General features: G+C 62.7%; 15 protein-coding genes. 9 read left to right on the forward strand and 6 right to left on the reverse strand.

Features of this window, described 5'->3' with window-relative positions; genetic code table 11:
- Positions 1–1234, forward strand: a 1234-nt coding sequence (locus EU805_RS14505; protein WP_129764715.1) for a phosphomannomutase, incomplete at its 5' end; no start/stop codon positions are given.
- 52 nt (positions 1235–1286) lie between these two features.
- On the opposite strand, the gene EU805_RS14510 is transcribed toward EU805_RS14505, so the two are convergent.
- A complete protein-coding gene (locus EU805_RS14510; RefSeq protein WP_242494182.1) occupies positions 1287–1745 on the reverse strand; it encodes an Lrp/AsnC family transcriptional regulator in 459 nt (152 codons plus the stop codon).
- Between the two features lie 133 nt (positions 1746–1878).
- Here EU805_RS14510 and hppD point away from each other — a divergent pair, with 133 nt between their 5' ends.
- The 3 genes from hppD to EU805_RS14525 all read left to right on the forward strand — a co-directional run bounded on the left by hppD (position 1879) and on the right by EU805_RS14525 (position 4106).
- Positions 1879–2991 carry a 4-hydroxyphenylpyruvate dioxygenase gene (hppD, locus tag EU805_RS14515; protein ID WP_129764717.1) on the forward strand — a complete coding sequence of 371 codons (1113 nt, stop codon included), beginning with the start codon at positions 1879–1881 and terminating at the stop codon, positions 2989–2991.
- A gap of 113 nt (positions 2992–3104) precedes the next feature.
- A complete protein-coding gene (locus tag EU805_RS14520) occupies positions 3105–3392 on the forward strand; it encodes a Rieske 2Fe-2S domain-containing protein (protein WP_242494183.1) in 288 nt (95 codons plus the stop codon).
- Between the two features lie 216 nt (positions 3393–3608).
- The gene (locus EU805_RS14525; protein ID WP_129764719.1) at positions 3609–4106 is read left to right on the forward strand and encodes a cupin domain-containing protein; all 498 of its coding nucleotides are present in this window, start codon (positions 3609–3611) and stop codon (positions 4104–4106) included.
- Positions 4107–5117: 1011 nt separating this feature from the next.
- Here EU805_RS14525 and EU805_RS14530 read toward each other — a convergent pair.
- Positions 5118–6767: a GMC family oxidoreductase gene (locus EU805_RS14530; protein ID WP_129764720.1), complete on the reverse strand. Its 1650-nt coding sequence runs from the start codon at positions 6765–6767 to the stop codon at positions 5118–5120.
- A gap of 362 nt (positions 6768–7129) precedes the next feature.
- Positions 7130–8125, reverse strand: coding sequence for a glycosyltransferase family 2 protein (locus tag EU805_RS14535; RefSeq protein WP_242494184.1), 996 nt, complete (start codon positions 8123–8125; stop codon positions 7130–7132).
- Positions 8126–8344: 219 nt separating this feature from the next.
- Between EU805_RS14535 and EU805_RS14540 the strand changes: the two genes are divergently transcribed.
- Together EU805_RS14540 and EU805_RS14545 are read left to right on the forward strand one after the other, a co-directional pair.
- Positions 8345–9193, forward strand: coding sequence for a hypothetical protein (locus EU805_RS14540; protein ID WP_129764722.1), 849 nt, complete (start codon positions 8345–8347; stop codon positions 9191–9193).
- A gap of 833 nt (positions 9194–10026) precedes the next feature.
- Positions 10027–10728 carry a sugar transferase gene (locus tag EU805_RS14545; protein WP_242494185.1) on the forward strand — a complete coding sequence of 234 codons (702 nt, stop codon included), beginning with the start codon at positions 10027–10029 and terminating at the stop codon, positions 10726–10728.
- A gap of 19 nt (positions 10729–10747) precedes the next feature.
- Here EU805_RS14545 and EU805_RS14550 read toward each other — a convergent pair whose 3' ends face one another.
- Positions 10748–11953 (reverse strand): glycosyltransferase, encoded by a 1206-nt coding sequence (locus tag EU805_RS14550; RefSeq protein ID WP_129764723.1) that lies wholly within the window; start codon positions 11951–11953, stop codon positions 10748–10750.
- A gap of 191 nt (positions 11954–12144) precedes the next feature.
- Here EU805_RS14550 and EU805_RS14555 point away from each other — a divergent pair, with 191 nt between their 5' ends.
- The 3 genes from EU805_RS14555 (at position 12145) to EU805_RS14565 (ending at position 16839) form a co-directional block, all read left to right on the forward strand.
- The gene (locus tag EU805_RS14555; RefSeq protein WP_129764724.1) at positions 12145–13662 is read left to right on the forward strand and encodes a Wzz/FepE/Etk N-terminal domain-containing protein; all 1518 of its coding nucleotides are present in this window, start codon (positions 12145–12147) and stop codon (positions 13660–13662) included.
- 146 nt (positions 13663–13808) lie between these two features.
- Complete coding sequence (locus tag EU805_RS14560) at positions 13809–15206, forward strand: hypothetical protein (protein ID WP_207208112.1); 1398 nt, start codon at positions 13809–13811, stop codon at positions 15204–15206.
- A gap of 250 nt (positions 15207–15456) precedes the next feature.
- On the forward strand, positions 15457–16839 hold the full coding sequence (locus EU805_RS14565) for an oligosaccharide flippase family protein (protein ID WP_242494186.1): 1383 nt from the start codon (positions 15457–15459) through the stop codon (positions 16837–16839).
- Here EU805_RS14565 and EU805_RS14570 read toward each other — a convergent pair.
- Both EU805_RS14570 and EU805_RS14575 read right to left on the reverse strand, forming a co-directional pair.
- The gene (locus EU805_RS14570) at positions 16785–17885 is read right to left on the reverse strand and encodes a hypothetical protein (protein WP_129764725.1); all 1101 of its coding nucleotides are present in this window, start codon (positions 17883–17885) and stop codon (positions 16785–16787) included. The two genes, EU805_RS14565 and EU805_RS14570, sit on opposite strands and share 55 nt — an antisense overlap.
- On the reverse strand, positions 17882–18943 hold the full coding sequence (locus EU805_RS14575) for a glycosyltransferase family 2 protein (protein WP_129764726.1): 1062 nt from the start codon (positions 18941–18943) through the stop codon (positions 17882–17884). The genes EU805_RS14570 and EU805_RS14575 overlap by 4 nt, the downstream gene beginning before the upstream one ends.
- Positions 18944–20035: the final 1092 nt, after the last annotated feature.

A 20035-nucleotide genomic window follows, 5' to 3' on the forward strand; every position in this document is an offset into this window, starting at 1 on the left:
CCTGCGCCCCTCCTCACCCGAGATCGCGCAGATCGCGGCCCGTGCGGTTCGCGCGGCGGGCGCGCAGCCGGTCCGGTTGGGGCCGCTGCCCACGCCCGCCCTGGCGCTGGCGGCCCAGGCGCAGGGGGCCGGGGCCATCATGGTCACCGGCAGCCACATCCCCGCCGACCGCAACGGGCTGAAGTTCTATCGTCGCGGCGGATCGGAGATCGACAAGCCCGACGAGGCCGCCATCGTGACGGCCGCCCGCACCCCCGCCCCGGTGCTCGGGGAGGGGGTGGAGATCGACCGGGCGGCCGCCGCGCGGGCGCTCACGGGCTATCGGGCGCGCTATCTCGACGCCTTCGGTGCGGGCGCGCTGCGCGGCCTGCGGCTTGGCCTCTACACCCATTCCAGCGTCGCGCGCGATCTGCTGGCGGAGATTTTGCGCGCCTTCGGGGCAGAGGTCACCGAACTGGGCCGCGCCACCACCTTCGTGCCCGTCGATACCGAAGCCGTGGATCCTGCGACCCGCGCGCGGCTCAAGGCCTGGGCGGCGCAAGGGCTCGACGCGATCCTTTCCACCGACGGCGACGCCGATCGTCCCTTGCTCGCGGACAAAACCGGAGAGGTCATCCGCGGCGACCTCCTCGGCGCGATCACCGCCCGGCATCTCGGCGCGACCCACGTGGTGACGCCGGTGACCTCGACCACCGCGCTCGACGCGATGGGGTTCGCGCAGGTGCGGCGCACGCGCGTCGGTTCGCCTTACGTCATCGCGGGCATGGCCGACGTGGCCCCCGCACGCGTCGTGGGGTTCGAGGCGAACGGCGGCGTCCTCTTGGGCTTCGACGCGGGCCCCCTGCCTGCCTTGCCGACCCGCGACGCGGTGCTGCCGCTGATCGCCCCGCTTCTGGCCGCGCGCGGCGCGCCCCTCTCCACGCTCGTCGCCGCCTTGCCGCGCCGCGTGGCCCTGGCCGACCGCCTGCAAGGCATCGACCGCACCCGTGCCGCGGCCTGGATTAAGACCTTGACCCAAGACGACCGGGCCCGGGCCGCATTTTGGGACGGCGCGCCTGCGGCGCTCGACGTGACCGACGGGCCACGGATGACCCATGCGTCCGGCGACATCCTGCATTTGCGCCTGTCCGGCAACGCGCCGGAACTGCGCGTCTATGCCGAGGCGGAAGACCCGGAGTTGGCGCAAGCGCTGCTGGACAAAGGGTTGGCACTGGCGCGTGCCGAGGTGGTCTGAGCCCATGCGCGCGGCGTGATCCGGCCCGGCGCCGGAGAGAAAGACCGGTCGCCTAACTCGGGAAGACCAGGCCGGGGCGATCCTTCATGGTCCGCAAGACGATGTCGGATCGCACCTGCGAGACCTGCGGATGCGGCAGCAGGAACGTGTGGATGAAGGTGGCGAAGGCATCGAGATCGGCGACGCGAATGTCCAGGACGTAATCCGCATCGCCCGAGACGGAAAAGGCCATGGCGATCTCTGGGCGTTCGGCGATGAATCTGGCGAACTCGTCCTCGCGCTCCTGCCCATGGTGGCGCAGGTTGATGCGGGTCATCGCCCGCATGCCGAAGCCGAGTTTCTGCGGATTGAGGCGGGCGGCGTAACCTTCGATCACCCCGGCCGCTTCCAGCGCCTGACGGCGGCGCGAGACCTGGCTGGCCGACAGGTTCACCCGTTCGGACAGCGCGGCATTGGTCATCGCGCCATCGTCCTGCAGGGCCACGAGAATCGAGATATCGAATTGATCCATGCGCATTTCGTGCATCCTGGCACCTCAATCGGGCGAAGTCATGCATAAAGGCGCGCCACCGTGCATCACTATACGCGGACCTTGCATGGTGAACCAGCTAAGATCGACCGGAACACTGCGAGGAGACAAAGCCATGGGACCCTTCCCCCACGACGCCCCGAAAGCCACGATCACGCCCGAGAACCCCGCTGGCACCGATGGCTTCGAATTCGTCGAATTCGCCCACCGCGCGCCCGAGCAACTGGACAAGATCTTCCGGCAGATGGGTTTCGCAACCGTCGCGAAACACAAGACAAAGGACATCACCCTCTACCGCCAGGGCGACATCAACTACCTTCTGAACGCGGAACCGGACAGCCATGCGGCGGCCTTCGTGGCAGACCACGGCCCCTGCGCCCCCGCCATGGCCTGGCGCGTTGTGGACGCGAACCGGGCGCTCAAGCGGGCGGTCGACCTCGGCGCCACCGAGTACACCGGCCCGGGCAAGTCGCTCGACGTGCCCGCCGTGATCGGCATCGGTGGATCGCTGCTGTATTTCGTGGATACCTACGGTGACGAAGGCAGCTGCTACGACCGTGAGTTCGACTGGCTGGGAGAGGCCGATCCCCGGCCCGAGGGATTCGGGTTCTACTACCTCGACCACCTGACCCATAACGTAATCCGCGGCAACATGGACACCTGGTACCGCTTCTACAGCGAGACCTTCAACTTCCGCGAAATCAAGTTCTTCGACATCAAGGGCAAGCAGACCGGGCTGGTGTCGCGCGCGCTGACCTCGCCCGACGGCAAGATCCGCATCCCGATCAACGAAAGCACCGACGAACATAGCCAGATCGAGGAATACCTGCGCGAATACAAGGGCGAGGGGATCCAGCATATCGCCATCGCCTCGGAGGACATCTACGGCGGAACCGACAAGATCGCGCAGGCCGGGATGGAGTTCATGCCCGCCCCGCCCGCGACCTACTACGAGATGTCCCACAAGCGCGTTCAAGGCCACACCGAACCGTTGGAGCGCATGCAGAACCGCGGCATCCTGATCGACGGCGAAGGCGTGGTCGACGGCGGGACGACCCGCATCCTGCTGCAGATCTTCTCGAAGACCGTGATCGGGCCGATCTTCTTCGAGTTCATCCAGCGCAAGGGGGACGACGGTTTCGGCGAAGGTAATTTCCGCGCGCTCTTCGAGTCGATCGAGGAAGACCAAGTGCGTCGCGGCGTGCTCAAGGCCGAGCCGGCGGAGTGATGCGGGCAAGGGGCCGGTTCGCCGGCCCCGACTTCGCGGAACCGCCCGTGCCCTGGACCGATTACGCCTCTGCCCCGCCTGCCGGAACCTTTGTCTGCGCAAGCGATGCGGTCATGTCCGTCACGTCCGTCGAGGTGACCAGCCCGAACGGCGCGCTGCCGATGATCCTTCTGCGCAAGGCGGAAGGTCTGCGGGCCTACGTCAACGCCTGCCCGCATCAGTACCTGCCGCTGAACTACCGCGGCGATCAGGTGCTTTCGGCCTGCGGAACCAAGCTTTTGTGCACCGTCCACGGGGCGAGTTTCGACGCCGACAGCGGTGCGGCCGTCGAAGGAGCGCCCTGCGGTCTCGACCCCGTGCCGGTCAAGGAAGAGAACGGCGAGATCCGGATCGCGCCCTGACGGGGTGCTTCCACAGCATTGGCCATGCGCGCGGTGCGACGAATATTGAACCGGGTCGACCTTCGTGTGATCCTGTCGGCAGACCTACGGGATCGGGTCAGGCTTACTGCGGCAAGGACCGGGGGGCCTGCCCATATATCGCAAGATGCCGGTCATCTGCCGTATCTTGTCCGGCGATCCGGCAGACGGGTAAACGGTAAGGAAAGTCCGACGCAAATGGCACATGACCACCATCACGCTAAGACTGCGGACGATCGCTGGAAACACGACGGGATCCGCGTCATCAAGGGCGATCAGCTGGACGACAACACGGCGCAGACGCCGGGCATGTACCGGCAGGCCGCCATCAATCACGCGCGCGTCGGGGCACAGAAGATATGGGCCGGCACGGTCGCCATCGAACCCGATGCCAAGACCGGCGTGCATCACCACGGTGAGCTGGAAAGCGTGATCTACGTGCTGCGCGGCAAGGCGCGGCTGCGCTGGGGCGAGCGTCTGCAATTCGTGGCGGAAGCCGGACCGGGCGATTTCATCTTCGTTCCCCCGTACTGCCCGCATCAGGAAATCAACGCCGAACCGGACAAGACGCTCGAATGCGTGCTGATGCGTTCGGACAACGAAGCGGTCGTGGTGAACATCACCGACGTGGATCCCGTAGAAGAGCCGAGCGAAGTCTACTGGGTGGATCCGATCCACCAGGATCCCAAGGGGTGAAGTGCCCCGACTGAAGTGGTCTACTTCATGGGTTGGGCTCATCCCGTTCTCGGACGGACTGCGGCCGGGGCGAGCGCCCGGGTTACCTTGCGGCCGTGCGAAACGGGATTACCCGGGCAATGGGTGCGCTGTTGTCGTGGATCTGACCGCAGCTCGGGGCAGGTCTGCCGGACCTGCAACAGTCGGTCGAAGTTCGAAATGGCAATCGACCCCGCGGGCATGTGAACGCCCGACGCGTCGCTTGCTTTGGTACCGGACCACCGGCGTATCTGCCTGCTCGACGCAATCAACCAATCTAGCCGCGAAAATACCCCGGCGAACATTCCACCGCGGCGAAACACTCGCCGGGGCAGGCTAAAAAAGATGACTGAAATTCATTCTTTGTTAATATATTATGCATATCATCCGGCGGCTTAAAAAACAATCAAATGCTGCCGTTGCGCCCCATTCCCGACATAATCTGGATAAGTCTTTCGATTCCAATCGGCTAGGCCTGTCGCGCTGGTGACGGTCGGTGCGTTCACCATTGCGCGAGACTTGCGTGTCTTCCCGAGGTTGCAAATTTGAAAGCGAATCACCCGCCCCTGCAGATCGGCACCCACTAAGCAGACGAAAGACGGTGCAACCTTCGGATTAGATTGGTTGTTCTGGATCGTCTGAAAGTTGCGCGCCCGTTCGCCTTGGCTTGCCCCTGCATGTGCAGACCTTCACGACACCGGAGCAACATCATCACTTTCGCGGCAACGCAGGCCCCGCGCCCCGGCCGAATCGTCTGATCGGGATTCACCTTTCCCCCGGGCAAGTTCCTCAGTAGGGCGCGGCCCGGTTCCAACGATGTGTGTAGCAGCGAGGCGAGCTTGCGGGTGGTCCGGGATTACGTGCTGCCGATCGTCTGCTGCATGGGCCGCAACCTGCTTTCGCGCCTGAACCGCAGGTAACGGGCGCCGTCCGCCCAACGCGGTCCGCGCGCCGGGGCAGGGGCCGCGTCCGTCCGAAGGGGCAGGGGGTCCGTCAGCTTGCCTGCGCCGCAAGCGGGGCAGTCCGCTGCCGGGCGGCCAGGATCAACTCTGCCGCGCGCGCGCCGATCGCCATGGCGGTTGCGTTGGTGTTGCCCGACACCGGCGTCGGCATGATCGACGCGTCGGCGACGCGCAGTCCCTTCAGGCCGTGAACCCGCAACTGCGGATCCACCACGTCGCTCGCAGGATCGGGTCCCATCCGGCAACTGCCGTTCCCGTGAAAACCCGACGCGACGGGGACCTCGACCGCGTCGTCGACGCCCGCGACCGATGCGTGGCCCTGTGCCGGCGGGACCTCGGCGCCGAGGAAGGCAGACAGCGCGCGGGTCCGCGCGAAGCGCCGGATCTCGTGGACGATCCTGGCGTGGGCCGCGCGATCTTCGGAATGGGCGGTCCAGTCCATCGCGATTTCGGGCGTCGCGCGGTGATCGGGCGAGGCGATCTCGACCGTTCCGCGCACCTTCGGGCGCAGCAGGTAGCCCAGGAACATGACCGCGGGCCGGGTCGCATTGCGTTTGCGCGACAGGATCCCGCGGCGGGGGTGCCGATCCTCGACCGCGATGGGGACCATGCCAAGCTGGATGCCCGGCCAGAGCGTGTCGCCACCGTCCGACATCATGGCCGTGACCGGCACCGCCCCCGTCGCCATGAACCCCTTCAGTCCGAGGTAATATTGCAAGACCCGCAAGTAGAGCCTGTAAGTGGTAAACTCGCGATGCATCTTCTCGTCGTTGTCGAGCTCGAAGGTGATGGAGACCATCGGGTGATCGCCCAGGTTCCGTCCCACCGCCTCCAGCGGGTGAACCAGCGGAACGCCGGCTTTCGCAAGCACCGCGGCGGGGCCGACGCCCGAGAGTTGCAAGATCTTGGGCGACTGGATCGCACCCGCGGCCAGGATGATCTCTCCCCTCGTGCGGTAGATCCGCTCGCGCCCGCCGTCGTCGCAGACCAGGCCACGGGCGGTGCCGTCCACGATCTCGATGCGCTTGACCTCGATCCCGTGGCGTACGACCAGGTTCGGGCGCGCCTTCACCGGCTTGATAAAGACCGAGTAGCTGGATCCCCGGCGGCCCATCCGGTCGATCGAGAACTGCGAGAGGCCGACCCCTTCGGTATCGGGCTGGTTGATGTCCTCCAGGACGGGCAGGCCCATTTCCGCCCCGGCTTCGAGCATGGCCTCCACCACCGGCGAGCGATAGACGCTTCGCGTGACCTGCAACGGGCCGTCCACACCGCGCGAGGCATGCGCCCCGCAGTCCCTGTAGCTTTCGAGGGATCCATAGACCCGCTGCATGTCGCTCCAGCCCCAGCCCGGGTTTCCCGCCGTCCGCCAAGCCTCGAAGTCGGAGGGCGTTCCGCGCATGTACCACATGCCGTTGACCGCGCTCGCACCGCCGTATCCCTTGCCGTAGCGCCAGGTTTCGGGTGCGCGATCACGGGCGGGCCTGAGCTTGTATTCCCAGAAATAACCTGGCTTGGCCGAGATCCTGTGAAAGCCCCTGGGCATGGCCACGAAAGGGTGGGAATTGGGGCCGCCCGCCTCGATCAAAAGCACGCGGACGTCCGCGTGATCGGACAGCCGTCGGGCAAGCACGCAGCCGGCGGATCCCGCCCCGACAACGATATAGTCGAATTCTTCCAAGAAATTAGTCCTTTTGCAGATCGGAAGACCTGCCTGAATCGATATTGAAATATATCATGCCGCGGCGAAATAATGGCGCGACACCGCCGGAATGCTATGACCCCTGCCCGAAAAGGACAAGTGTCGAGCAGGAACCGCAGCGGGAAACGGGGCAGGGACACATTCCCGGCCCACAGGCGTGATCCGTCGATTGGCGACGGGGGATAAGGCGGCATTGCCAAGCCCAGCATGCATTCGGAACGACACGCCGGGAAGTCCAATGTGTTGCGCCGATCGAACAGGCAGATTTTCGCTATCCGCGTTTTCCGAAGCAGCGCGGCAAATCTGTCCCTCGGCGTGCCTCGGTACGGAATGCCGAAGGCCTATTTGTATTCAATGAGTGACGATCTTTGCCCGATCTTGCGGCGGATGTGGAATTCCGCGATTCCCAGCGTTTCCGGCAATTTCCCCAAGGTCAGGAAGCAGGCGGACACCAGGGCGTTGCGTCCACCGCCGTCGCGTATCGTCATGCGCAGGATCTGCGCGGGGTAGGCCAGAAGCAACAAAAGCGCCCAGGGCGACACCAGCGCTGCACCCGCCAGCGCCACGACGGGCAGGGCACCCCCCCAGAACAGCGTGCGGCGCAGCTCCGCCACCTTGAGCCGTTCGGGACCCGCACCGTGCAGGAAGGCACCTTCCGCAAAGGCATGTCCGCTGCGCTTCGACCGGCGCCACCATTGCGAGAACCGCGTCATGGCGGCGTCGTGGAGCGTCATCTCCTCGTCGATGCGCCAGACCGACCAGCCCGCGCGGGCCAAGCGCATGCACATCTCGGGCTCTTCGCCCGCGATCAGGTCGTCACGGAAGCCACCCACCGCGCGCACCGCGTCCAGGCGGACCAGCGCGTCGCCGCCGCTGGTCTTGGCCTGTCCCACGGGGGTGTTCCATTCCTCGTCGCAGAGCCGATTGTAGACCGAGGCATCGGGCCGCCGCTCGCGCCGTCGACCGCAGACCACCGCGCAATCGGGGTGGGCGTCGAGGAAGGACCGTGCCGCCGGCAGCCAGCCGGGCTGCAAGGCGCAATCGCCGTCGAGCAGCTGGACGTAGCGGATGCGATCCTCCGGCAAGGCCGCCATGCCGGCGTTGCGCCCCCGCGCCGCGGTAAAGGGGCGATCCTCCGCCAGCCGCACGATCTCGGCCCCGGCGGCTTCGGCGATGGCGATGCTGTTGTCGGTGGAACCGGAATCGACATAGACGATGCGCCCGAACTTCCCCTGCAAAGAGGCCATGCAGGCCTTCAGGCGGGCCCCCTCGTTTCGGCCGATGGCAACGGCCGCGATCTGTGCCGTGGTGACAGGCTGCGAAACGGTCTGGCCCACGCGGTCTTCCGCTTTCCGGAACGGCATGATGATCTCGTGCTAAAAAATAATTCAGGTATTCCCGCAATCTGCACGGGCACCGGGCGCCGCGCAAGTTTTCTGTTCGGTAAGATGCACCTTGACGCAGCGAGCGGTGGACGCTGGAATGGTCCCATTCATTCCAGGCGCACTCATATTCTCGCGCCGCAGCCCGCCCGTATTTTGCCAAGGATCTTTTCGATGAAGACGTCTATCGCCCTCGTGTTCGCTCTTCTTCTCACCGCACCGACTGCAGCCGACCCGGTCGACACGGATGGCGACACGCTTTTCATCGGCCATTCGCTCATCGCCTTCGACATTCCGACCATCGTGCAGGCCTTCGTGGCCCATGCGGGCGGGGCCGGTCGCACCGAGGCGCAGATCACCAACGGCGCGCCGATGCTGTACAACTGGCAGCACAGCGCCCAGGCGCAGGGGGTCGACGCGCGGGCCGTGCTTCCCTCCGGCCGCTTCGACGCGGTGGTCCTGACCGAGGCGATCCCGCTGGCCAACCATCTTGCATACAGCGACAGCGTGGGGACCGCGGCGAAGTTTCACGCCCTTGCAACCGGCGCGAACGCCGGCGCGCAGGTGTTCCTCTACGAGACCTGGCACGATCTGCGCAGCGGCACCGGCGTCGACGTCCAGTGGGACGAGGGGGACGACGTGGCCTGGCGCGCGCGGCTCGACGCGGACCGCGGGCTTTGGCAGGGAATCGTGGACGAGGTAAATGCGCAAAGGGCCCCGGGAAGCCCGAAGATGCGCGTCATTCCGGCCGGACAGGCGATGGGCGCATTGGCCGATGCCATCGCGGCCGATCGCGTGCCCGGTGTCGCCGCCATCGACGATCTGTTCGACGACAGCATCCATACCAACGCGACGGGGGCTTATTTCGTAGCCTTGGTCATGGTCGCCAGCATCTATGGCATCGATCCAGTGGGCCTGCCGCATCGTGTCCCGCTTGCCTCGTACAACAGGCACGCGGTGCCACCCGAAACCGCCGCCGCCTTGCAACGGGTCGCGGCCGATGTGCTGACCGACCGAGGCTGACGGCAGGCCGCCCGGCTCAGATCCTGTTGGCCGACGGATCCTCCGGCGGGCATGGGGTCTTGTTCTTACCGGTGCAGCGCCGTCTCAATCCGGAGACGCGGGCCGCCCAGAGTGCGGATCCGATCGCGACGAGCGTGCCACTGGCGACAAGGCCCACAAAACCCGCCGTCCAGCCATATCCCGTGACCACAATCACAAATCCGACGATATACCCGGCGATGGCCCCCAAGATGACGTGTCCCAAAGGTGCATTCTCCAGTCCAGGTTCGCCCCGTTGCGGACGTAACGTCGTCGATAAATCCTTAACGCAACGCTAGAAAGCAAACCCTAACAAAAATTTAACAAGCGCTCGAATGGTGCACCAACCCTTGCCATGCGACAAGAGGCGCGAAGTGTCGCGGGAGGCCGATCGGGCAGTTTCCGCCGTCCCGTTCGAATATCTCCCGCATGTTTCCGCCGATGTTGCGCGTCTGGAGACAATCGCTTGTCGGAGGCCCCGAGAGCCGATTCGAAGAAACTGCGAGATGGCCGGAAATTCGGCCGACCCGACGCCGCTCGTAGAGCAGAAGGGCATCATTGTTGCGCCATACATACTATATGTAGTGATATTAGACACTATGAGCGTAGATGTGGTGCAAGCGAAATATATGTTCTCACGGAAAATTGACCTATAGGTCGTGTCGGATTTATGGTTTAAATACGTCTTATTGAAGGCGTAAGCCGGCATTTTATTTGAGCGACCGCCCTGCCAGGCGGATATTTCTTGGCAGGTCGAGCGACCCATTTTTTCGGGGCGCTCTGCCAAAAAGACTATATTGTGGGGACTATTCGTTTTGGCTGATTTTGAATCTCAGGTGCGCCTGTGTGATTACGGCACGCAGGTCACTGCCTCTCATCCCGACTACCATTCGTCGCTTGCGCAACCGCGCAAGTTCTACGGTCGGTTGGGCAAACCGATCTTCGACATCTTCTTCGTGCTCCTGCTGTTGCCGGTGCTCGTTCCTGTCATCTGCGTTCTGGCCCTGATCGTGTCGCTTGACGGGGCCGCCCCGTTCTACACGCAGCGGCGGGTGGGCCGGAACGGCCGGCTCTTCTGGATCTGGAAGTTGCGGACCATGGTCCCGGACGCCGACGCGCGGCTCGAGGCCCATCTCGCCGCCGACCCCCGGGCCCGCGAGGAATGGAACGACAAGCAGAAGCTGACCGACGATCCCAGGATCACCCGGTTCGGCCGGATCCTGAGGCGCACGTCGATGGACGAGCTTCCCCAGTTCCTCAACGTGCTCTCGGGCCAGATGAGCGTCGTCGGACCGCGCCCGATGATGGCAGGACAGGAAGTGCTCTATCCCGGTCGAAGCTACTATGCCCTCTATCCCGGCGTGACCGGGTCCTGGCAGGTGTCCGATCGCAATGCCACGTCCTTCGCCGCGCGCGCGGCCTATGACGACGCCTACGCACGGTCCGTCTCATTCCGCACCGACCTTGCCGTGATCCACAAGACGGTGCGCGTCGTTCTGCGCGCCACCGGGTGCTGAGGGGCGCGGCCGAGCGCGGTCACGAGGCGGCCGCGCGGATGTGCTGCGCGATCCGCGCCGCTTCGCGGTCGATGTCGTGACGGGCCAGGGCCCTGGCGCGGGCAGCGGTGCCCATCCGGGCCCAGACCTGCGGCCCTGCGGCGGCGATCCGGTCGAGCGCGCTGGCCATCGCCTCCGCATCGGAGGCGGGAACGAGCCACCCCGTCTCGGGCGTCACCAGCTCCGGGATGCCTGCGATATAGGTCCCCAAGACGGGGCGCCCCATGGCCATCGCCTCCATCATGACCATGGGCAGGCCTTCGGCAAAACTGGACATTGCAAGAAGATGCGACCGACCGATCAGCTCCTCGACGTCCCCTTCGGACACCCAGCCCGTCAGGGTGACAGCGTCCTTAAGGGACAGCGTTGCGATCCGTGCCTCGATCAGGGCGCGCATAGGACCGTCGCCGACCAGCGTCAGCGTGGCATGCCCCCCCGCCGCCCGGTGCCGCGCGAGCGCATCGAGCAGCACGAGCTGCCCTTTCTGTTCCACGAAACGCCCGATCGAGATCACGCGCAAGGCGCCTCCGGGCAGGGGCACGGGCTCTTCGAAGCGCGTGGGGTCGATCCCGCAGTGCACGATCTTCAGCTTGTCCCAGCCGTCGGGGTCGGTCCAGCGGCACAGCTGGCTGCGCCCGAAGGCGCTGACCCCGACCGCGAAGGCGCAGTGCGCAAGCTTGATCGGAAGGCCGATACTGGTGGGCGCGTCGAATTCTTCCGGCCCGTGCACCGTGAAACTGTAGGCCGGCCCGCCGAGCTTGTGCATCAACAGCACCACGCTGGTCGAGTTGGTGCCGAAGTGCGCATGCGCGTGGGTCAGCTCCCGTTGCGCGAATCGCCGCAACAGGTAGCTCGCCTCGCCGAGGTAGATCAGATGGCGCAGCACGCCGCGGTCCGAGCGGCGTCCCAGGGTGACCGCCAGCCGCAACGCCTGCGCGAACCGGCGCGGATCCCGCGACAAGGCGCCCAGCAGGGACCGCGCAAGCCCCAGACTTCCCGCGCGTTCCAGGACCAGTTCGGTCTTGTCCAGCTCGGCCAGATCACCGGGATCGACCAGCCGGTCCCGGTCCGTGCGCATCGCGAAACGCGCCACCTCGACGCCCTGCCGTTCCAGCGCGAGGATCTCGCGGCGGATGAAACTGTGCGACGGCATCGGATAGGAATTGATGACGTAACCGATTTTCATGATAAAATCCGATCTTGCAAAAAGTGCTTCAACCCGGACCGCGCCGGACCGCGTCAGCGGCGGATCGGACCGGAAACCCATATTGAATACCGGAATTTCATGACCCGGGACCATACGTAATTGAATTTTCGATAACCCGCGACCGATGACGCATTTCCAGGCACGGGTCGCTTATTTGAAACAGGGCTTTCATGGACCAGATTTCGATCATCCGCGATCTTTTCCGCATGGTGATGCGGCGTTTCTTCCTGTTCTGCCTGATCGCAGGCTTGGGCAGCCTCGGGGCGGTGTGGTACGCGCTGAGCCTCAGCCAGGTGTTCGAAGCCGCGGCGGTGGTGCAGATCCAGCGCCCGCAAATCGCCACCGACCGGGGCGATCCCGGCACGATGCAGACGACCGCCCAGCGGATCCAGCAGATCGAGCAGCAGCTCAGTTCCCGCGACAACCTGCTCGAGGTCGCGAACAAGTACGGTCTCTTCGAGGCTGCCGACATCACCACCGCGGAGCGCATACATCTCATGCGCCTTGCCTTCCGGTTGGAAAGCGTCCCCGGGATGCGGCTGCCCAACGGGCTGGCGGGCGAGCCTTCGGCGCTGATCATCACGACCCGGCTGGCGGAGGCCGAGCAATCGGCACTCGTCGCGAACGAATTCGTGAGCCGCCTTATGGAGCGCAACCTGCGCGACCGGGAAACGCGCACGGCCGAGACGCTGGCGTTCTTCCGGCGAGAGGAGGAACGCCTCGCGCAGCAGATCGCCGATCTCGACACGCAGCTTCTGGAGTTCAAGTACGCCAACGCGAATTCGCTTCCCGAGGGGCTGGAATTCAAGCGCGACGAGATCGTGCGCCTCGACGAAGACGCGCGCGAGATCTCGCGGCAGCTTCTGGCGCTCGACCGGCAGGTGGCGATCCTGGAGCAGGGCGACATCGGCCCGCTGGGCGACACCGGCGCGCCCGATCCCGTGAGCCTCGAGATCAGCCGGCTGAAGATCGACCTGTCGCGCCTGCTGGCCACCGCGCCGGGACATTTCAACATCCCGCGCCTGCGCAACGAGATCGCGGCCCTCGAGGAGAACGAGACCGCCCTGTCGCAGCAACGCACGGACAGCCAGCGCGTGCTGATCGAGGACGAGGTCGCGCTTCTGAACGAACAGATTGCGTCGATCGCCGATCGGCGGGCCCGGTTGGACGAGCAGATCCAGACCACGCCCGGGGTCGAACAGGAGCTGGCCGCCTTCGCCCGCCGTCGCGAGCAGTTGCAGCAACAACTCGACGCCGCGATCCAGGGGCGCGCCGAGGCGGAGGTCGAACAGCGGCTCGAGGCCAACCGCCAGGCCGAACGTTTCGAGGTGCTCGAAAGCGCGCTCGTCCCCGACCACCCGGTCGAACCCAGCCGCAAGAAGATCGTGCTCGCCGGAAGCATCGCCTCGATCGCGCTGGCCTTCGGGGTGATCTTCCTGCTCGAGCTTGCGAACCCGGTGATTCGCTCGACCAGCCGGTTCCAGCGCGCCTTGGGCACAGTGCCCACGATTGCGCTGCCGCATGTGGCGACGATCTGGGAAACACGCCGCAGGCGCCTGGGGCGAGGGGTGGCCCTCTTGTTCGTGATCGTGGGAATTCCCGCGTCCTTGATGCTGATCGACCAGAAGGTGCTGTCCTTCGAGGAGATGGCCGAAGTGGTGGACACCTGGGACCTGCCGATCTTCTGATCGCGGAGGGGATGTTGGCACCGCCCCGGTCCCTCACCGCGCCGCGGTCACGCCAGACGGTCGGCGCGCCCGTCAGGAGCCGGGTCTCGCGCGTCGAGAGCAGGGCGCTGCAAATCTGAATTGCCCGCACGAAAGGGGCATCGTCCATGCCGAATATCTTTGCCTACCTCGTCTTGGCATCATGGCCCGGTGTGTCGCTGTGGCTCTTCGCGCGGTTGAGCGTCGAGCGGGCTTTGATCTGGACTATCGTCGGCGGCTACATGGTGCTTCCCCCGACCGCGAGCTTCGATCTGCCGGTCGTTCCGGCCTTGGACAAGTACGGCATCGCGAACCTCTCGGCGCTGATGGGGTGCCTGATCTACGCGGGACGACGGTCGATCGCCTTGCCCCGATCGCCGCTGATCTGCCTCTTGCTCGCGGCGTTCGTCTTCAGTCCGCTCGCGACCACGTTGACGAATGAAGACGCGCTTTACATCGGGATTGGCGCGCTGCCTGGTCTGAGGCTTTACGATGCCGCCTCGATCCTGGTCTCGCAACTGCTGTTCGTGTTGCCGTTTTTCCTGGCGCAAAACCTCTTGCGCACGCCCGGTGCCCATCGCGATCAGCTGAAGATATTCATCGCGGGCGCGTTGATCTACTCGGTCCCGATGCTGATCGAAATCCGGCTGAGCCCGCAGTTGAATACCTGGATCTACGGGTTTTTTCAGCACAGCTTTGCACAGATGATGCGGTCTGGCGGTTTCCGGCCGATCGTATTCATGCCGCACGGGCTTTGGTTGGCCTTTTTCATCATGACGGCGACCGTCGCTGCTGCGACGTTGTCTCGTGACAATACCGATAATTCCCGTTCTCGTTGGCTGCTGGCGACGGGATATCTGTTCGTCCTTCTGTTCCTGTGCAAAAGCCTTGCGTCACTGGTCTATGCGCTGGTCTTGCTGCCATTGGTTCTCATGGCGCCGGTTCGGATCGTCTTGATGACGTCTCTGGGCTTCGCGGCCGTCGCGCTGAGCTACCCGATCCTGCGCGGGAGCGATCTGGTCCCTGTCGTTCAGCTGTTGAACTGGGCCGAAAGCATCAACGTCGACCGCGCCCAGTCGCTGGCCTTTCGGTTCACGAACGAGGACATGCTTCTGAGCAAGGCAAACGAACGCCCCATCTTCGGATGGGGCACCTGGGGCCGGAACCTGATCTACGATTTGCAGACCGGGGAGAATATTTCGGTCACCGACGGGCGATGGATCATCGTGATCGGAACATTCGGCTGGCTCGGTTACCTGGCCGAATTCGGACTACTGACCGCGCCGATCTTCGCTCTGTTCATGACTTCGCGTCGCAACGCGATACCGGCGGTTGTTGCAGCAACGGCGTTGCTGCTTGGTATCAACCTGATCGACATGCTCCCGAACGCGACGTTGCTGCCGATCACCTGGATGATGGCCGGCGGTCTTCTCGGGTATGTAGAATGCAACGCTGTCGAAGAGCCGAACAGTAGTGCTCCGATCCCCGAAAGATCGGTTATTCGACCTTTGAATTCGATCCTTTGATGGAGTGGGGGGGAGCCTAGTGAGAAGACAGTTTGAGAAGCGGACCTGCGAAACTTACGGCATCGAACTTATAGGGGCTCACGTCGAATTTCATCAATCGAACCTGCTGAAAGCGGCCTTACTGGAAGTGAGAAAATAAATTGGGCCGGAACTATACTCTGAACCCGCCTTTTAGATAAATACCCTTTTTAGCGATGAATTATGCACGATAATAATATCATAAGTCCGAACGAAAATCGGAGTTCGACCGGTGAGCGTTGAGGCCGGCATGGGGCAGGTCGCATCCACGGGGTTTGGCCTACGCGCTCGATTGATCAGAAGTTCCGGATGGTCCGCTGGCGGTTTCCTGATTTCGCAGGGTCTTCGACTTGGCTCCAACCTCGTGCTGACTCGGCTGCTTTTTCCGGAAGCCTTCGGTTTGATGGCACTGATCACGATCTTCATTGTCGGCCTGACCTTGTTGTCGGATATCGGCGTTTCGCCCTCGATCCAGCAAAGCGCTCGGGGCGACGATACCGATTTTCTCGATACCGCGTGGACCATCCAATGCATCCGCGGCATCGTGCTTTGGCTGAGCTGCTTCTTTCTTGGAACCTTCGCGGCCTGGATCTACGACGACACGCGCCTGGAGCTCATGCTGCCCGTTGCCGGATTGACGCTTCTTGTTTCAGGCTTCAATCCCACGCGGATCGAAACGGCGAGCAGGCACCTGATGCTGGGCCGCGTCACGATGCTGGACGTGATAGCGCAGGTCCTTTCCCTGGCCGTGATGATCGGGCTTTCATTTTCCATGCGGTCGGTCTGGGCCTTGATCATCGGTGGGGTGATCGCGGCCGTGATCCGCCTGATCATCATGCAGTATTACCTTCCGGGGCCACGGAACCGCTTTCGTTGGGATCAGTCCGCCGCAGTCGAACTCATCAACTTCGGGAAATGGATATTCCTCAGCACGTTGTGCGGTTTCGCCCTGACACAAGGCGACAAGGCCATTCTGGGGAAATACCTCAGCCTCGAGGTCCTGGGTATTTACAACATCGGGTACTTCATGGCGGGATTTCCGCAGGCGATGATTTCCAAGATCATGTCGCAGGTCATGATCCCACTGCATCGCGAGTGCCCGCCGGGCGCGTCCGACGCGAACTACGCCAAGGTGCGCAAGCTTCGCGCAGTGATGACGGCCCTGGTATTCGCGGCACAGTTTAGCTTGGCGTTTTCGGGATTGTGGATCATCGCGCTTCTCTACGACGATCGGTTCCTTGCCGCGGGTGCGGTTGTGGTCGCCGTCGCCTGCATGAACGTCCCCTTTCTCATAGGTATGACCTATGATTTTTCTGCCCTCGGGCAGGGGGACTCACGCGGTGTCTTCCGGCTTTTGTTGGTCAAGGCCACGGTTCAGACGGTCTTCTTCATTGCGGGGATGGAATATTATGGGCTTCTTGGCGCGTTCGCAGGGCTTTGGGTGTCGCAGGTACTTGTCCACCCATTCGTGATCCAGTTGGCACGCCGGCATGGTGCCTGGGATCCGTGGCACGATCTATCGTATGCCGTGCTGGGCGTGATCCTGACGGCACTCGTCCTTCATGTCCACGGCGATGCACTGCTTTCGTTGCAGTCCTTGACGCTGGACCAATAGCTTTCCCAACGTGCCTGCAGGTCAGGCTTCATCCAGGTCTGAGACCTGAGCTGTTTGCCGGAGAATCGGCTGAAATCCGAGGGATGCGCGTTGGTATCCCGCGTCCCCCACGTGAGCATGGCCAAGCCCGCATCGGCCCAGACGTTTGCCAGATCGGGATCGGACTTCCGATGCGACAGGGCGCTTCGATAGGCCAAGTAAGCATAGCCGAGCTCGGGACCTGCGGCGCGGCGCATCCGCATCGCCCGCGCCGCCACCCGGTGCCGCAGAGCAATCGGCGGGGAACGGCGCAAGGGCGGCAGTGGCATGTCCGGATCAGCGATTCTCTTGCCCTCGAGCACGCCGGGAAACATCCGCTGCATCTGGTAATGGTAATAGGCCCGCGGCCCGTCCCAATAGTGCTCGACGAGATCCTCGCAGGTCGACACATGCCCCTGGTCGAACACCAGGGACGCAGCCAGCTGAACGGCGGTGAACATGTCGGAGGTCGCGCGGATGTCGATCATCGCGGCTTCGACATCGTCTAGACGGTCGGCATCCGACGGACAAAGCCCCAGGATGCCCGCGTTGTACATCACGCTGTCGGGCGTTACGGCTTGCCCGCCCACACGCCCACCGCTGCGGTCGATGAGGGATCGCCATTCGGGCCAGGCATCGCTGTCGCGCAGGGTTCCTTCCCGCGCGTGCATCAGCATCTTTCCGGGGCCGATCCGATCGAAGAGCCTTCGCGGGTGGTCATGAAAGATCGTGTCGCTGTCGACGAGGATCACGGGCGCATCGAAATGGCGAACCGCATGGTGGAGCGCGTAGGCCTGGATGGCGTGATTGTAGGTTCCGCCCATCTGCCATCGATGCAGCATCTCCGGCGTCATGGTCAGCGCCTCGACGGGAAGATCCGGCCGACTGTTGGCCTCGTCAGATGCAAGGACGACGCGGATTCCGGCCTTATCTTCCTTCAGAAAACGAAGGACCGAAAGTATGCTGTATGTCAGCTCCAGGTGATAGACCCGCCGGTTGCCGTAGATTTGAAAGAGAATGATCATCACGACCCTTCCTGTGATCGCGGCACCGGGGGAAACGATTCGTAGAACGTCTTTGAACACGTCAGGAAGTTCTGTTCAGCCAACTGCGAAGCGTCACGGAACCGGTAAGCCTGCTTGCAGGCAAAGCGAAAGGACGAATCTTGGACAACGGCGATCCTGTTTCGATCTTCACCATGCTGCCAGACCTTTTTGGCCACCTGTGCGCGCTCCCGTTCGGCAAAATTTCCCGCGAATTTGTAATGCCGCAGCAAGAGCGTGAAATCCGCGCATCGAATATTGCTGCTGCAATGCGGGTGCGAGTATATCTCGATGTCAGGCGCATTCTTGACCATGCGGTGATTCGTCAAGGCGCAATTTTCGCCGAAGAGCTCTTTCCGAATACCGCCGAATTTAAGGTGGATCTGCGGGTTCGATACTGTGTTGTTACGCAGGAACCAGGAAAACCCGACGGACGGGTCGTGATAACTGAAATCCTTGATCGCATTCAGGCTATATCGATCAAACCGCTGGATCGATTGCGCGTAATCCCAGGTTAGCGTTTCCGACAAGGGCAAGTCAGAGAACAGGTCAAGGCACTGACCTACGACGGCGTCGTATTCGTTGTCGTTGCAATAGCGCGCGTAATCCCGGAACGTTCGGCCCGTCGCATTGACCATGTCGATCAACTCGTCGCTGTCAACGAAGAGGAACCATCCCCCCTTGATGAACCTTCGGGCGATCTGCGAACGCAGGAGTGCCTCGTGGGTCGCGACCGGAAGCGTATTGATCACGACCGTGATATAAGGGTGACCCGCAAGCATCTCTCGGGTTCTATCGTCGGACCCATTGTCGATGAACAGAAAGTTTCTGATGCCGAGCGCCCGGTGATGCGTCAGCAATTCGTCAATATAGTAGGCCCCATTTTTCAACATGCAAACCAAGGCGACATCATCGTCGTCCTGGAGAATGATTCCGGGGCCGGACAGATGGCGAGTATTCCACCGGATACGGAGCCGCGCGTTTATTCCGTCCGCAACGCTTCTGGCTTTTTTTGTCGCGCGGTTGAATTGATGAGAATACATTTTTTTCTAGTGTATAAAACTTATTTATAATTGAGCAGCTTCTCAGGGGAGGATCTGATCGGCCTTTTTCCTAGTTAAATCGTTTGATGTTTTACTGACGCTTCATGCTGAATGGCACGTAAGCGTTGCCGAGGCCTTCAAGGGTATAATACAAATTCGGCGACAGAAGTTCGAATGATTTCTTGAAAAAATCATAACTGATGCTCCTGACGATATCACCGTCGGGCAGTTCGATCCATCATAAATTTCACCCGATCCATTGACCGATATCATTCGGGATGGGGCATTTGAGCTGGTGAAGCAGGCTGCCGAGGCGATGATTCCAACATTGCCGACGGCCCTTGCCGACGACCGTCGGAGGATCGACACGCCCTTGGTATCTCAAAGAGTACAACGTCGTGATCTACGTCTAATCAGCTAAGGTATAGTGACACCTATGCTAACACGCAAATTTACGAAGGAAGGACGACGTCAACGCAGAGCAGACCGATGCAGGAAGTCACTCGAAGAGATGCGGCCTTGGCTCTTCCATTGTCGTATGTCTGCCGGTGAGCTGAGCGAGGCGCACGACGGTATGCTGTAACGGCGCCGATCGCCATGCAAAATGACCCAACAGTCAGCAGAGTTTTCCGAGCAAAGGCGGGAACCGCGAGGGATTTTTTAAAACGGAGCCGCCTGGAAACGAACCCATGTTCCTCCGTCACGTTTTCTCCAAAGCTCGCTTTCAGCTTCACGGAGTAAATACGCGAAGCACCAATTTTTTTCTCGATGGAAGTTGCGCGTTAAAACTGACCGTCTAATCAGAGTTATGTTATATATTTGGCGGGACGGGGTCATACGCAGGCTGGGCTGCGCGTCGTTCGGTCGACGAGGATGAAGCTGAAGAACCGCCTTTCGGTGCGTTTCCTTCGCAGTTTGAATTGCGTTCCGCTTTTATTTGTCCGCGTTTCGCGGCTCGATTAGTGTGTGCAAAGACCCCTGCGAAGCGGACCAGTTGCCGTGAATACGTCGGGTTCAGCCAGGTTTCCGGTCCTGCCGCATTCTCTGCCGGCTACTCAACGAACCACGTGCACGATGGATCTCGGGTCGGAG

The sequence above is a fragment of the Salipiger sp. IMCC34102 genome (genome assembly GCF_004145405.1).
Taxonomy (GTDB): Bacteria; Pseudomonadota; Alphaproteobacteria; order Rhodobacterales; family Rhodobacteraceae; genus Loktanella.

Coding starts and splice junctions, on each gene's coding strand:
- EU805_RS14550 (WP_129764723.1), bottom strand. CDS start 11,953: ATGAAAATCGGTTACGTCATCAATTCCTATCCGATGCCGTCGCACAGT.
- EU805_RS14540 (WP_129764722.1), top strand. CDS start 8,345: ATGAAGACGTCTATCGCCCTCGTGTTCGCTCTTCTTCTCACCGCACCG.
- EU805_RS14520 (WP_242494183.1), top strand. CDS start 3,105: ATGTCCGTCACGTCCGTCGAGGTGACCAGCCCGAACGGCGCGCTGCCG.
- EU805_RS14575 (WP_129764726.1), bottom strand. CDS start 18,943: ATGTATTCTCATCAATTCAACCGCGCGACAAAAAAAGCCAGAAGCGTT.
- EU805_RS14510 (WP_242494182.1), bottom strand. CDS start 1,745: ATGGATCAATTCGATATCTCGATTCTCGTGGCCCTGCAGGACGATGGC.
- EU805_RS14555 (WP_129764724.1), top strand. CDS start 12,145: ATGGACCAGATTTCGATCATCCGCGATCTTTTCCGCATGGTGATGCGG.
- hppD (WP_129764717.1), top strand. CDS start 1,879: ATGGGACCCTTCCCCCACGACGCCCCGAAAGCCACGATCACGCCCGAG.
- EU805_RS14560 (WP_207208112.1), top strand. CDS start 13,809: ATGCCGAATATCTTTGCCTACCTCGTCTTGGCATCATGGCCCGGTGTG.
- EU805_RS14525 (WP_129764719.1), top strand. CDS start 3,609: ATGGCACATGACCACCATCACGCTAAGACTGCGGACGATCGCTGGAAA.